The organism is Pseudomonas sp. TH04 (assembly GCF_016651355.1).
GTDB lineage: Bacteria > Pseudomonadota > Gammaproteobacteria > Pseudomonadales > Pseudomonadaceae > Aquipseudomonas > Aquipseudomonas fluorescens.
Map to the genome: position 1 here is coordinate 420,735 of NZ_JAEKEA010000001.1, position 12,040 is coordinate 432,774.

The window sequence follows — 12,040 nt, forward strand, 5'->3', positions numbered from 1 at the left end:
CTTCAGATTCACCTCAGGTCTGGCGGTTAAGGTGCTGCACGACACTCATCAGGATAGGTAGCAGATGCGGGTTTTATTGGTTGAGGATGCCCCCGGGTTGGGGGAGGCAGTGCGCGAGCAGATCGCCGACGACGGCCATGCGGTTGATTGGGTGCAGCGCCTGAACCACGCAAGCAATAGCGTGCGCACCACGCCTTATGACTTGATCCTGCTGGACCTGATGTTGCCGGACGGTCGCGGGTTGGACTTTTTGCGCGAGCAGCGCTCAGCAGGCAACGTGACCCCGGTGATTATCCTCACCGCCCAGGACCAAATATCCGATCGCATTGCCGGCCTCAATGCCGGCGCTGACGACTACTTGGTCAAACCGTTCGACCTGTTTGAACTCTCGGCCCGGGTGGCAGCCGTGGCCCGACGTTACAGCGGTAACCCCAACCCGCAGATCAAACTCGGTGAACTGCAGATCGACATGAACGCTCGCACAGTCCAGCGCGCCGGTATCACCGTGGATTTGACCGCACGTGAGTGGGCGCTGTTCGAGGCATTCGTACAGCGCCCCAATGCGTTGCTGTCGAAGTCCCAGCTCGAAGAGCGCCTGTACGCTTTTGGCGCGGAGATCGAGAGCAACACCATTGAGGTCTATATCAGTCGCCTGCGTAAAAAACTGGGACGCGACCTGGTTGAGACCGTTCGTGGCATGGGTTATCGGTTGACGCCAGTATGAAGTCGCCGATAAGCCTGCAAAAACGCCTCGGCCTGGGATTGACCCTGGGTATGACCTTGCTCTGGCTGGGAGCGACCGTCGGTGCCTGGTTGGTGGTGCAACATGAACTGAACGAGGCGTTCGACAGCGCCCTGGAAGAGACCGCGCAACGCATCCTGCCCTTGGCCGTGCTGGAGATCAGCAACCGCGAGGCGCCCCGCGAAGCACAACACGTGGCCCCCCTGAAAATGCACAAGGAATACCTGACCTATCTGGTGCGTGATGCACAGGGCCGGATTTTGATGCAATCCCACGATGCCAACCCGAAGATCTTCAACAAACATCCGGATGAAGGGTTTTCCACCACTGAAAAGTACCGGCTGTATGGGGCTAGCGCGCTACGTAAAACGCTGTTCATTGAGATTGCCGAACCGCTGGCGCATCGCCGTGAAGCGGCGCAGGAAGCCTTGTTTGCGTTGTTGCTGCCGTTGTTGGCGTTGGTTCCTATCAGTCTGTTAGGCACCTGGTTATTTGTGCGCATCAGCTTGCGCAGCGTGTTGACCTATCGCCGTGCCCTGGAAACCCGCGGGGCCGGGGATTTGTCACCGATCAACGTGACACGCTTGCCGGCGGAAATCGACCCATTGGCCGAAGCGGTCAACCACTTGCTTGAGCGCCTGCGCAAGACGTTGGAGGCCGAGCGCAGCTTTACCGCAAACAGCGCCCATGAATTGCGTACGCCGCTGGCCGCGACGTTGGCGCAGATTCAGCGCTTGCGCCAGGAAGCGCCAGAAGGCCCGTTGCGCGTGCGGGCGGCGAAGATCGAAAACGCATTGCACGATTTGGCGCGGCTCTCGGAAAAGCTCATGCAACTGGCCAAGGCCGAGGGTGGTGGGCTGTTATCCGAGGCGCCCCAGGACCTGATCCCGTTATTGGCCCATGGGGTGGACGAGTGGAACCGCAACAATGGGCAGCGAGTCCACTTGCGGCTGCCGACCCAGCCCAGTGTTTACACTGTGATTGACCCGGACGCGTTTGGCATTTTGCTGCGCAACCTGATCGAAAACGCGTTGAAGTACGGTGCCGTGGACCAACCGGTCGAAGTCAGCCTCACGGACCAGGCGCTGCTGCAGGTGATCAACGGCGGTCCGCCGGTGCCGGCGTCGGTGTTGCAACGCCTGACCGAACGCTTTGTGCGGGGTAACAGCGAAGCCAGTGGTTCAGGGTTGGGCTTGGCGATTGCCAAAACGATTGCGCTAGGGGTCAAAGCAACGTTAACCCTGGCCTCGCCCGCAACAGGCCGGGAGGAGGGGTTTGAAGTCCGCGTCCAGTTTTTTGCGCCTGCCAACGTAAACGTCGCTTGAGCCTCGACGACACGCATTGAGCGCGGGTATCAAATACGCCTTGGCTCACACCATTCGCTTTCATGGCTATCACCTTAATCAGCGCGTGTGACGGTCCAACACCGCAAACAGGTACATACCGGCCAACATGGCCAATACGAACAGGATGATTTGCGTGTGCCCGGTCAGCAGAACAGCGACCGCTGGGCCAGGGCAGATCCCCGCAATGCCCCAACCGATACCGAACACCAGGCTGCCGACAATCAAGCGGGCATCCAACGCCCTTTTCGTCGGTAACTGCAGGGCGGCGCCGAGCAAGGAATGCGTGTTCCTGCGCGCCCAATTCAGAGGGATAACCGCCACTGCGATGGCGCCTCCCATCACCAGTGCGAGTGACGGATCCCAGGCCCCGGCCACATCAAGAAAAGCCAGTACCTTGGCGGGGTTTGCCATGCCGGCCAGGAGCAGGCCAAGGCCGAAGATCAGTCCTGCAAAAAATGCGCTCAACTTGATCATCTTTATATGCCCACCACGTGACGAAGGGTGTACACCGTGGCCACGCCAGCGAACATAAAGCACACAGTTGCGGCGATGGAGCGGGGAGACAATCGAGAGATCCCACAAACGCCATGACCGCTTGTACAGCCGGAGCCGTAACGGGTTCCCAAGCCGACGAGCAGGCCCGCAATAATCAGGGCCGGCCACTCGGCCTTAATCTCGATCTGCGGCAATACGGCGAACGCCCCCCACAACAATGGCGCAATCAACAGGCCAAGCAGAAATAGCGCCTTTTCGCTCCAGCCTTCACTGCCAACATGCAACACGCTTCCAAGCAGACCACTGATACCTGCGATACGGCCATTGGCGAGCATGAACATGCTCACCGCCAGCCCTATCAAGGCCCCTCCGCCTAACGAAGCCCAAGGCGTGAAGTTGACCCAATCAATGCTCATGTTGCATCTCCTGCGCAGAAGGGCGGGTAAAGGACTTGGATCGCCGCGAGCGCGGCAGGCTGGCTGATTCGGCAATAGAATCGACCGCAGAATCATTTTGTATTTGTATAATATATATTTTTACATATTGAAAGGCCCGAGCCATGTGAAGCGGCCCGGGAAGGTCTTTTATCAGGTCAGCGTTGAAGGGATTTGTTGCGTCGGCAACGCTCTGAGCAGTAGCGCACCTCATTCCAGCAGCGAGCCCATTTCTTGCGCCAGACGACATTGAATCCGCACACCGCACAGGTTTTTACCGGGAGTTCGCTCTTCTTCAAAACGACTCCCCGGCATCGAGCCTGGCGAGCAGTGTCTGGCCACGATCCCAGAGCGCCTGTTGTTTGGGTTCAGCCATCCGGTCGAGGTTTTTGTAGACCATGCCCAGGCGCTGGTTGCTGCGCAGAAGGTCTGCGTGACGCATCAGGAAATGCCAGTAAAGCGAATTAAACGGGCAGGCGTCGTCGGTCGTGCTTTCGCTGACCTTGTACGCGCAGTTGCGGCAGTAGTCAGACATGCGCTTGATATATTGGCCACTGGCGCAGTAAGGCTTGGAGCCCAGGTACCCGCCATCGGCGTGCATGACCATGCCTAATGTATTGGGCATCTCGACCCAGTCGAACGCGTCCATGTAAATCGCCAGGTACCAGTCGCAAATCTGAGTCGGCGTGATGCCGGCCAAAAGCGCAAAGTTGCCGGTCACCATGAGCCGCTGGATATGATGGGCATAGGCGTGTTTCAAACTTTGGCCGATTGCCTGGCTCATGCAGTTCATTTTGGTGTCACCCGTCCAGTAGAACCCTGGAAGCGGCCGGCTATTGCCAAATAGATTGCCGCTGGCGTAATCGGGCATTTTCAGCCAGTAGACACCCCGTACATATTCACGCCAGCCGATGAGTTGACGAATAAAGCCTTCGGCGGCGTTTAATGGAATCCGGTGCGCCTGATACGCCGACTCGACGTCGTTGCACAGCTGACGCAGATCCAACAGGCCAATATTGAGCGCGGCGCTGATCCGCGCATGAAACAGGAAGGGGTCATCACTGGCCATGGCATCCTGGTAGTCGCCGAATGCTGCCAACCCCCAGTCGAGGAAATACTCCCACAACGCCTGGGCGTCGGCGTGTGTCACCGGGTAGTCAAAGGTGCCCAGCTCGCCGTAATGGCTGCTGAAGTTTGTTTCGACCAGGGCCAGCACCTCCTGGGTGATGGCATCCGCCGTAAAGCGCAGGGGCGAGGGGGCCCTCACATTGTTGGGCAGGGCCTTGCGGTTTTCCGCATCAAAGTTCCAGGCACCGCCAACCGGGCTGCCGTCGCCATTGAGCAGCAGAGCACTTTTGCGCCGCATCTCACGGTAGAAATACTCCATGCGCAGCTGCTTTTTGCCTTCGGCCCAGGACGAGAATTCGGCGCGTGTGCAGAGAAAGCGGCTATCGACATGCCACTCGATGGCCAGGCCGCAATCCTTGAGGGACTGTTCCAGACGCCAGTCACCGCATTCCGTCAGATGCAGCGACTGCGCCTGCAGCCGCGACTGCCAGCGCCGTAACTCGCCCGGCACTGACCCACTGTTGTGCGGATCATCGAGGCGGACGTACTGCACGCGGACGCCACGTGCTTGCAGCGCCTCGGCAAAATGGCGCATCGCGCTGAAGATCAGTGCAATTTTCTGCGGGTGATGTGGCACGTGGCTGGCTTCCTCCATCACCTCGACCAGCAAAACCGTATCGTGCTCGGCGTCCAATGCCTGCAATGAGGCCAAGTCAAAACACAACTGGTCACCCAAGACCAGGCACAGTCGCTGTGTCTTGTTCATGTGACACCCCGTACCTACCACGGCAGCCGCTCTCCGTTGTAAGCAAAAAACTCGCCGCTGTCGGCAGGCTTCAAGCTGTCAATCAGCAATAACAATTCGCGCGCCGCCGTGCTGGCGGGCCTGGCGGCAGATGCCCCGCGAAACGGCTGAGACAGGCCCGAAATAACCGTGCCGGGATGCAGGCTCAGCAAGCGCGTCTGAGGGCGGGTTCGCGCCAGTTCGATGGCCGCCGTTTTGATCAGCATGTTCAGTGCTGCCTTGGAGGCACGATAGGCGTACCAGCCACCCAAGCGATTGTCGCCGATGCTACCGACCTTGGCGCAGAGCATTGCCATTGCGCCATGAGCGTCCAGTAACGGCAGAAAATAACGCAACACCAGAGCAGGCCCCAACGTGTTGACTTGAAATACCGACTGCAATGCGTCTGCCTCAATGGCGGTGTAACTTTTTTCAGGTTTTATGCCGTCGCGATGTAGCAACCCGGTCGCCTGCACGATCAACTGGTACGGCGCTTCTTCAGCCAATGCAGCTGCCGCTGCGGCGATACTGCCGGCATCCTCCAGATTCAGGCAGGGCACACTGTTACGCCCCAGTTCACGCACGTACGCGCAGTTTGGATCCTGATTGAGCCACTCACAAAAAGCCGAGCCGAGCGCACCACTGGCGCCTATCACCAAGGCACGATAACCCTCGCCAAGGGAGTTCATCTTGAAGGAACTGTTCATTCGGCCTCTCCCACGCTCTGAAGCGATTGGTTGGTGTTAACCCGCACGCCCTATCAGTTGTAGAAACTCCTGACGCGTAGCGGAGTTGTCGCGAAAGGCCCCCAGCATCACCGATGAGGTCATCACCGAGTTTTGTTTCTCCACCCCACGCATCATCATGCACATGTGCTTTGCTTCAATGACGACCGCCACGCTGGCGGCATCGGTGGCGCGCGCAATGGCGTCGGCAATTTGCTTGGTGAGATTTTCCTGAATCTGTAAGCGGCGGGCGAACATGTCCACGACTCGCGCCACTTTCGACAGGCCCAGCACCCTTCCAGTGGGGATGTACGCGACATGCGCCTTACCGATGAAGGGCAGCAGGTGATGCTCACACAATGAGTACAGCTCGATGTCGCGGACCACGACCATCTCATCGCTTTGCGATTCGAATAGCGCGCCGTTCACCACGTTCTCCAGATCCATCGTGTAGCCATTGCACAGGTACTGCATCGCCTTGGCCGCTCGCGCGGGCGTGTCCAATAACCCCTCTCGCTCGGGGTTCTCGCCCACACCGACAAGGATTTCACGGTACTGATCGGCTAATGACGGTTTCATGTTGAGTCCTCGCAGCCATGCTGCACTTCGTGTGACGATAAACCTTGGTGTTCGGCAGGGGCGGCTGCGTACCGTCTGACGCAGATCACGGGGCATTGGCGAGTTCAGATTTGAAGCAGGCTCTGCGCCCGACCCGTGACATCGCAACGCCTGCGCGATCGGCTTGTTTCAACGTGGCGGCTTGTCGGGTGCCGATTTTGCCGCCGGCAGCGCGCAACGGTTATCGACACAGCGACGACCGCCCTCAGGGTGAGGTAACCACGCCAAATGCGGACGTAAACGGCAGAACAGGCGATAACCGAATTCAAACAGCGGGCGCAACGCGCGCCATGTCAGTGGCGCCGCCCAACCCCCCAGCCCCGCAGCTCGCCAGCTCCACAGGGTGGCGTCCAGGCCGGTCAGCCAGCGACCATCGGCGAAACGGGCATGCAGCACCGACTGCATTTGCGCGAAGGTGAACCCTAGCGCCTCGGCGTCAAACGCCACGCTGCTGATGTCAACAAACAGCAGTCGAGTGTCTGAGGCGTGCCCTTGCAGGAGCTTGATTTCGCGCGCGCACAGCGGGCAATCACCATCAAAGTACAGCGTCAGTGGCCAATGGGTTTTGTTGTACATCGAGCATGCCCGTGTATAAGTTTTGTACAAGATATGCTGAAATATACCGACTGACAATGGGCACTTTTTTTTGCTGTGCTATGGGTGAGGATGCTCAAACGCCTCGGCAAACAGGTCAGGTCGATAGCCGGCTGCGGCAAATAGATGCTCACGGGATTCGTCGATCGCCGCACGCAGCCGCTCACTGTCCACGCCCAGTACGTTGCCGCCGCGTTTGACGATGCGACCGCCGATCATGACCGTGTCAACATTGCTGCGTTCGGCCGCGTGTACCACGGTGCCGAATGCGTTGCCCGACGGGTAAAGGTTTATGTCCTGGGTATTGATAAGAATCAGATCAGCCTGTTTGCCGGGGGTCAGGCTGCCGATTTTGTCCTGTAATCCTGCACAGGCTGCGCCGTCAGCCGTGGCGGCTTTGAGCAGGCTATGAGCCGGCAGGGTCACCAGATGATGCGCTGAACCGCAGCAACGCTGCGGGTGCATGCCCATGACGCGTTGCAGGTAAAATGCCACCCGCATTTCCATAAACATATCGCCGCTATAGGACGTTTCGTTATCGACGCTCAGTCCCGGGCGGATACCGTGACGCAGCGCGGCCTGCATGGCGAACATTCCATCCTCGATGCCGTAGTGCGCATCGGAGCGCGGACATACGTTCACGCGCACACCCGCCTCGCGCAGGATTTGCCAACCTGCGTCCGGCAGTGCGGTGCAGTGGTTGAAGATGTTATCCGGCCCGAGCAGTCCTTTGCGATGCAACCCTGCCAGCTCGGTTGCCATGTCTGCGCCAAAAAATTCGGTGACGATCGGCAGGCCCAGCCGCCGGGCTTCAGCCCACAGTTCGGGTTCCAGTTGGGCCATCATGGCCAGCGAAACCAGGCTGTTGTCTGCATTTTTGAAATATTTCTGTTGCAGGCGTTCGAGGTTGCCGGGCCAGTGGGCTTTATCCCAGTCCCCGGAGACCGGCGCACCGCAGGCGTGAATCGAGCGAATACCTGCGTCAAGCAGCGCCTCGACAGCGGCATCGGAGTGCGCGCCGGTGCGGCTGTTATGGGAGTTATCAATCACGGTGGTGATGCCGGCGTCAATGCAGCCTAATGCGGTCAGCAGGTTGCCGATATACATGTCACCTGGGCGATAGAATTTGGCGAACGAGTAGTGCGTGGCGTTGCAGTAGTCCTCAAGCGTTTGCGCGTTCGGATTAATCCGGCGCAGTTGCCCCTCCCAGGCATGGCGATGCGTATCCACCATGCCTGGCATGGCAATCATGCCGGATGCGTCGATAACAATGGCGTCGTCGAGCTCAATGTGTGCCTTGATCGATGTGATTGTGCTGCCTTCGATAAGGATATCGCCGCGGGCCAGGTTGCCTGTTTCACTGTCCATGCTGAGCACAGTGGCGCCGCGGATAAGGGTGCGGGCGGCTGGCGAGGCGGGCGGCGCGACGATGTTTCGGGTATATCCAGTCATCTTCTGCTCTCCGTTTGAGTGGGGTGAACAGACGGTACGGAAAGTGATACTCCCGACAAAGACGGTTAAACTGTTTTAATTATTCAGCAAATACGAACAATACTGGCCGTTCGGCTGCTGCTGTCTTGGTTTATGGAAAAAGAATATGGACCGCATCCAGGCAATGCAGGTTTTCGTCCGTGTGGCAGAGGCGGGGAGCTTTATTCACGCGGCGCAAACGCTGTCGTTGCCGGCCTCTACGGTCACCAGCAGCATTAAGGGTCTTGAAAAATATCTGCAGGTGCGCCTGCTGAACAGAACCACGCGGCGGGTCAGCCTGACACCTGAGGGCGCGCGGTATCTGGCGCAATGCCGGGAAATCCTCGAACTGATCGAGCAGACCGAGGCCAGCCTGACGGAGTCCGCAAATCGGCCGCAGGGGCGATTGCGGGTGGATATGCCCGCAGGCATTGCGCATTTTATCGTCATGCCAAAGCTGAAAGACTTTTACACGCGGTACCCGGATATCTACCTGATGATAGGCGTCAACGATCGGCAGGTTGATCTGATTCAGGAGAACGTGGATTGCGTGATTCGGACCGGGCAGCTCAATGACTCCACGCTTGTTGCACGCCCGCTCGGCCAGTTCCGCTGGGTGACGTGTGCGTCTGCGGCCTATCTGCAAGATAACGGCATTCCGCAGACTCCGGACGACTTGTCACATCACCGGGCTATTCATTATTTCTCGGGAAACGCCAGGCGAACCGGTGAAATGTGCTTCGGCACCGGCACTGAACAAATGTCAGTCCCGGTCAGCGGCGCTGCGGCCGTCAATGAGACAGGGCTCTACATAAAAATGTGCCTTGAAGGTTTCGGCCTGGTGCAGCTCGCCGAGAGAGTGGTCTCAGAGCATCTGCGGGAAGGGCGGCTGATCGAAGTCCTGGCAGATTGGCAACCCGCGTGCGTGCCGGTGACCTTGCTCTATCCGCATCAGCGTTTTCTCTCACCGGCAGTGCGAGCATTTGCTGACTGGGTGACCGAACTGATCCGCGACGGCAACTCGGCAAGTTGAGTGCAGCGGATGGGTCACGGGTGGATAAAGCCGCACGGCCAAACATATAAGACCTTGACCTACGTGGACCCGGAAGGTGTTGCTGAGCCGGTTGCCTCGGCGGAGGATACCCGTCGAGGCAACCGGCAGTCATTCTACTGGCACCGACCTTCTTCGCTTGCTTGTCCTATCCAGGCTTCCAAGGCCTTGGCGCTCATAGGCTTGGCTATCAAGTAGCCCTGTGCTTCGGAACATCCCCACTGTATTAACAGGTCGAGGATTTCCTGGTTTTCTACTCCTTCTGCAACTACCTGGTAGCCGAGCCCCTTGGCCAGCCCGATGAGGGTTTTAACCAGTTGCTTGTCATTCTGATTGCTGCCCAACCCGCTGATCAGCGACTGGTCAAGCTTGACGGTATTGGCCGGGAGTTCTTTCAAATAAGCCCAGTTGCTGTAGCCGGTACCAAAGTCATCAACCGCTACCTCTACGCCAAACTGACGCACGCGCTCCAACTGCCGGATGACTTCGTCAGGGTCGGTCATGAGCATGCTTTCGGTAAACTCAAGTTCAAAGCTGGCGGGGTCCAGGCCGTATTGTTGAATTTCATGAATCATCGCATCGACGAATTCGGCGTTTTCAAGATCGCTGACGGTAATGTTCATCGCAATACGCAGGTGCACGCCTTGCGCTTTCCAACTAATCGCTTGCTGGATGATTGCGTTGAGCACCCACAGTCCCACGGAGGGTATGAGTGCGGTTTTTTCAGCCAGGGGGATAAATTCAGCCGGGCTGATGGGGCCCAGTAACGGGTGCGTCCAACGTAATAGTGCTTCGACTGAGTGACACTGCCCTGAGGGCAGTTTGACTTTGGGCTGGTACACCAGGCTGAACTGTTTATCGGCGCTGACCGCTTCCGGCAACGAACTCAACAACATGAACGCGCGTTGTTGAGCCGCATCAAAATGGGGTTCATAGAGCGACCATCCCAGCTTACGGTCACGGGCCTCATCCGCCGCACTGACCACCAGGCGCAGCCAGTCTTGCTGGAGCACAGCGCTGTGAATCGGCAGAACGCCAATCCCCACTTGCATGAGAATGGGGATGGCGTGGCACTCGACAGGCTTTTTGAAGTCCTTGAGGATGCTTTCACAAATGTGCTCGGCCGTCTGATCCTCCTCAAGCAGGAAACCAAACCGCGTCGGGCTTATTTTATAAAGTAGGCACTGTGGCGGTAACAGTTTTTGTAGACGCGCTTTGATTGCCAGGATCAAGTCTGCGGCAAAACTGTAGCCCAGCGCCTTTACGATATCGTTGAGGAACTTTGGCGAGACGATATCAACGGCATACACCTGGCACGCGCTGTCAGCCTTTAGCGCCTGGCGTATATCTTCCTCAAGGCGCAGTCGATTAAACAGCCCCGTGGGTTGGTCGACAAAGTTTCGAGAGCGCATGCCGCGTATGCGCATCATCACCAGTTCAGCGAAACCTTTGAGCATCTCGCTATCACGCTCACTCATCGCAGGGCGTGAGATCGTATCAATGATGCACAGGCTTCCCAGCGTAAACCCCTCTTCGGTAATCAGTGGAGTGCCCGCGTAATAGCGAATATACGGAGGCCCCGTGACCAGGGCATTGTCTGCAAAGCGCGGATCAAGAGTTGCGTCCAATACCTCCAACGGGGTGTTGTCCAGCGTCGAGTAAGCGCAGAAGGACACTTCCCGTGATGTCTGGGCTTCTTCAAGCCCTACGCGCGCTTTGAACCATTGCTGATGCTTATCAACGATCGAAATCAGCGCTATGGGGGCGTTGTAGTAAGCAGAAGCCATCTCGACGATTTTATCGAAGACAGCATCGTAATCGCTGTCAGTTGGACAAAATTTTTCGACCTCTTTAAGCCGTTCAATTTCATCCGGCGGAATAGGAGCGCCTTGGCCCATGACAATCCTCGGAATACCTGTGGTCATATACACCGTATCAGACAGTGCCATCATTATGATGTTGTTTTTTTCTATCCTCGGATAAATGAACGGTAGGCAGGCGTGCAGCCACCCATCGACCACACGGATCACTCCATGGACTGCTTTATCTTGTGACCCGGCCTGCGATAAAGGTACTTTTTACACGCCTAGCGCTTTAAGACACCGGGTGGAGCAGGGCTCCGACGTGAATAAATAAGGAGTATGAGATATGCCCATTCAATCGCGCCTCAGCCCACTGTCTGAAGCACACATGGATGAAGCACAGAGAACCGTCCTCAGACAGATCATCAGCGGCCCACGAGGCAACCTTGACGGCCCGTTTTTAGCATGGATTCACAGCCCCGAGCTTGCCGATCATGCTCAACGGCTGGGAGCGTTTTGCCGATACGGCACGCGCCTGGAGCCTCGATTGACCGAGCTCGCTATTCTGCTCACTGCCGCTTGGTGGCAGTCCCAGGCTGAGTGGCAAATTCACGAACCCATTGCCCGTAGCGCTGGCGTGCCAGACAGCGTAATAGCCTCGCTCAAACAGCAGGTATTGCCCGAGTTTCAAAGGGATGACGAGCGCATTGTGTATTGGCTTGGGAAGACCCTCTATGAATCTCGTCGTGTGGATGACGCCCTATACGCCCAAGCCGTTAGTTCGCTGGGCGAGCCAGCCGTTGTCGAGCTGATCGGGGTCTACGGGTACTACGCGTTAGTCGCGATGACGCTGAATGTTTTTGAGGTGCGTCGGGATGGCGATGTACCACTGCCATTTCCCGAATCCTAGC

At 57.7% G+C, this 12,040-nt stretch carries 13 protein-coding genes; 4 read left to right on the forward strand and 9 right to left on the reverse strand.

The window, feature by feature from the left end:
* The first annotated feature begins 64 nt into the window (after window positions 1-64).
* Both JFT85_RS01780 and JFT85_RS01785 read left to right on the forward strand, forming a co-directional pair.
* A complete protein-coding gene (locus tag JFT85_RS01780; protein WP_053256075.1) occupies window positions 65-724 on the forward strand; it encodes a response regulator transcription factor in 660 nt (219 codons plus the stop codon).
* A complete protein-coding gene (locus JFT85_RS01785; RefSeq protein ID WP_201228994.1) occupies window positions 721-2,067 on the forward strand; it encodes a sensor histidine kinase in 1,347 nt (448 codons plus the stop codon). The genes JFT85_RS01780 and JFT85_RS01785 overlap by 4 nt, the downstream gene beginning before the upstream one ends.
* A 78-nt stretch (window positions 2,068-2,145) precedes the next feature.
* Here the strand turns inward: JFT85_RS01785 and JFT85_RS01790 are convergent, their stop codons facing one another.
* From JFT85_RS01790 to JFT85_RS01825, 8 genes are all read right to left on the reverse strand, one after another.
* Window positions 2,146-2,562, reverse strand: a complete 417-nt coding sequence (locus JFT85_RS01790) for a DUF6691 family protein (RefSeq protein WP_187601733.1) — start codon at window positions 2,560-2,562, stop codon at window positions 2,146-2,148.
* A 2-nt stretch (window positions 2,563-2,564) separates the two neighbouring features.
* Complete coding sequence (locus JFT85_RS01795) at window positions 2,565-2,999, reverse strand: YeeE/YedE family protein (protein ID WP_053256072.1); 435 nt, start codon at window positions 2,997-2,999, stop codon at window positions 2,565-2,567.
* 176 nt (window positions 3,000-3,175) lie between these two features.
* Window positions 3,176-3,316 (reverse strand): DUF2256 domain-containing protein, encoded by a 141-nt coding sequence (locus JFT85_RS01800; protein ID WP_073637509.1) that lies wholly within the window; start codon window positions 3,314-3,316, stop codon window positions 3,176-3,178.
* The gene (locus tag JFT85_RS01805; RefSeq protein ID WP_201229002.1) at window positions 3,313-4,851 is read right to left on the reverse strand and encodes a cryptochrome/photolyase family protein; all 1,539 of its coding nucleotides are present in this window, start codon (window positions 4,849-4,851) and stop codon (window positions 3,313-3,315) included. Before JFT85_RS01805 ends, JFT85_RS01800 begins: the two co-directional genes overlap by 4 nt.
* Window positions 4,852-4,865: 14 nt before the next feature.
* Entirely contained in the window at window positions 4,866-5,576 is a 711-nt protein-coding gene (locus JFT85_RS01810) for an SDR family NAD(P)-dependent oxidoreductase (RefSeq protein ID WP_069551612.1), read from the reverse strand.
* Between the two features lie 36 nt (window positions 5,577-5,612).
* Window positions 5,613-6,173, reverse strand: coding sequence for a GTP cyclohydrolase I FolE (gene folE, locus JFT85_RS01815; RefSeq protein ID WP_053256069.1), 561 nt, complete (start codon window positions 6,171-6,173; stop codon window positions 5,613-5,615).
* Between the two features lie 168 nt (window positions 6,174-6,341).
* Window positions 6,342-6,788: a thiol-disulfide oxidoreductase DCC family protein gene (locus JFT85_RS01820; protein WP_069551613.1), complete on the reverse strand. Its 447-nt coding sequence runs from the start codon at window positions 6,786-6,788 to the stop codon at window positions 6,342-6,344.
* Window positions 6,789-6,866: 78 nt separating this feature from the next.
* Entirely contained in the window at window positions 6,867-8,258 is a 1,392-nt protein-coding gene (locus JFT85_RS01825; protein ID WP_201229010.1) for an amidohydrolase family protein, read from the reverse strand.
* Between the two features lie 145 nt (window positions 8,259-8,403).
* Between JFT85_RS01825 and JFT85_RS01830 the strand changes: the two genes are divergently transcribed.
* Window positions 8,404-9,309, forward strand: a complete 906-nt coding sequence (locus JFT85_RS01830; protein WP_069552105.1) for a LysR substrate-binding domain-containing protein — start codon at window positions 8,404-8,406, stop codon at window positions 9,307-9,309.
* 134 nt (window positions 9,310-9,443) lie between these two features.
* Here the strand turns inward: JFT85_RS01830 and JFT85_RS01835 are convergent, their stop codons facing one another.
* Window positions 9,444-11,225 carry a sensor domain-containing phosphodiesterase gene (locus JFT85_RS01835; RefSeq protein ID WP_069552163.1) on the reverse strand — a complete coding sequence of 594 codons (1,782 nt, stop codon included), beginning with the start codon at window positions 11,223-11,225 and terminating at the stop codon, window positions 9,444-9,446.
* 250 nt (window positions 11,226-11,475) lie between these two features.
* On the opposite strand from JFT85_RS01835, the gene JFT85_RS01840 reads away from it, so the two are divergent.
* Complete coding sequence (locus JFT85_RS01840; RefSeq protein WP_073637506.1) at window positions 11,476-12,039, forward strand: carboxymuconolactone decarboxylase family protein; 564 nt, start codon at window positions 11,476-11,478, stop codon at window positions 12,037-12,039.
* Window position 12,040 lies beyond the last annotated feature (1 nt).

Bases quoted from the DNA above. Each gene is read 5' to 3' on its own strand.
- JFT85_RS01810 (WP_069551612.1), bottom strand. From the start codon at position 5,576: ATGAACAGTTCCTTCAAGATGAACTCCCTTGGCGAGGGTTATCGTGCC.
- JFT85_RS01805 (WP_201229002.1), bottom strand. From the start codon at position 4,851: ATGAACAAGACACAGCGACTGTGCCTGGTCTTGGGTGACCAGTTGTGT.
- JFT85_RS01820 (WP_069551613.1), bottom strand. From the start codon at position 6,788: ATGTACAACAAAACCCATTGGCCACTGACGCTGTACTTTGATGGTGAT.
- JFT85_RS01795 (WP_053256072.1), bottom strand. From the start codon at position 2,999: ATGAGCATTGATTGGGTCAACTTCACGCCTTGGGCTTCGTTAGGCGGA.
- JFT85_RS01785 (WP_201228994.1), top strand. From the start codon at position 721: ATGAAGTCGCCGATAAGCCTGCAAAAACGCCTCGGCCTGGGATTGACC.
- JFT85_RS01835 (WP_069552163.1), bottom strand. From the start codon at position 11,225: ATGGGCCAAGGCGCTCCTATTCCGCCGGATGAAATTGAACGGCTTAAA.
- JFT85_RS01790 (WP_187601733.1), bottom strand. From the start codon at position 2,562: ATGATCAAGTTGAGCGCATTTTTTGCAGGACTGATCTTCGGCCTTGGC.
- JFT85_RS01780 (WP_053256075.1), top strand. From the start codon at position 65: ATGCGGGTTTTATTGGTTGAGGATGCCCCCGGGTTGGGGGAGGCAGTG.
- JFT85_RS01830 (WP_069552105.1), top strand. From the start codon at position 8,404: ATGGACCGCATCCAGGCAATGCAGGTTTTCGTCCGTGTGGCAGAGGCG.
- JFT85_RS01840 (WP_073637506.1), top strand. From the start codon at position 11,476: ATGCCCATTCAATCGCGCCTCAGCCCACTGTCTGAAGCACACATGGAT.
- JFT85_RS01825 (WP_201229010.1), bottom strand. From the start codon at position 8,258: ATGACTGGATATACCCGAAACATCGTCGCGCCGCCCGCCTCGCCAGCC.
- folE (WP_053256069.1), bottom strand. From the start codon at position 6,173: ATGAAACCGTCATTAGCCGATCAGTACCGTGAAATCCTTGTCGGTGTG.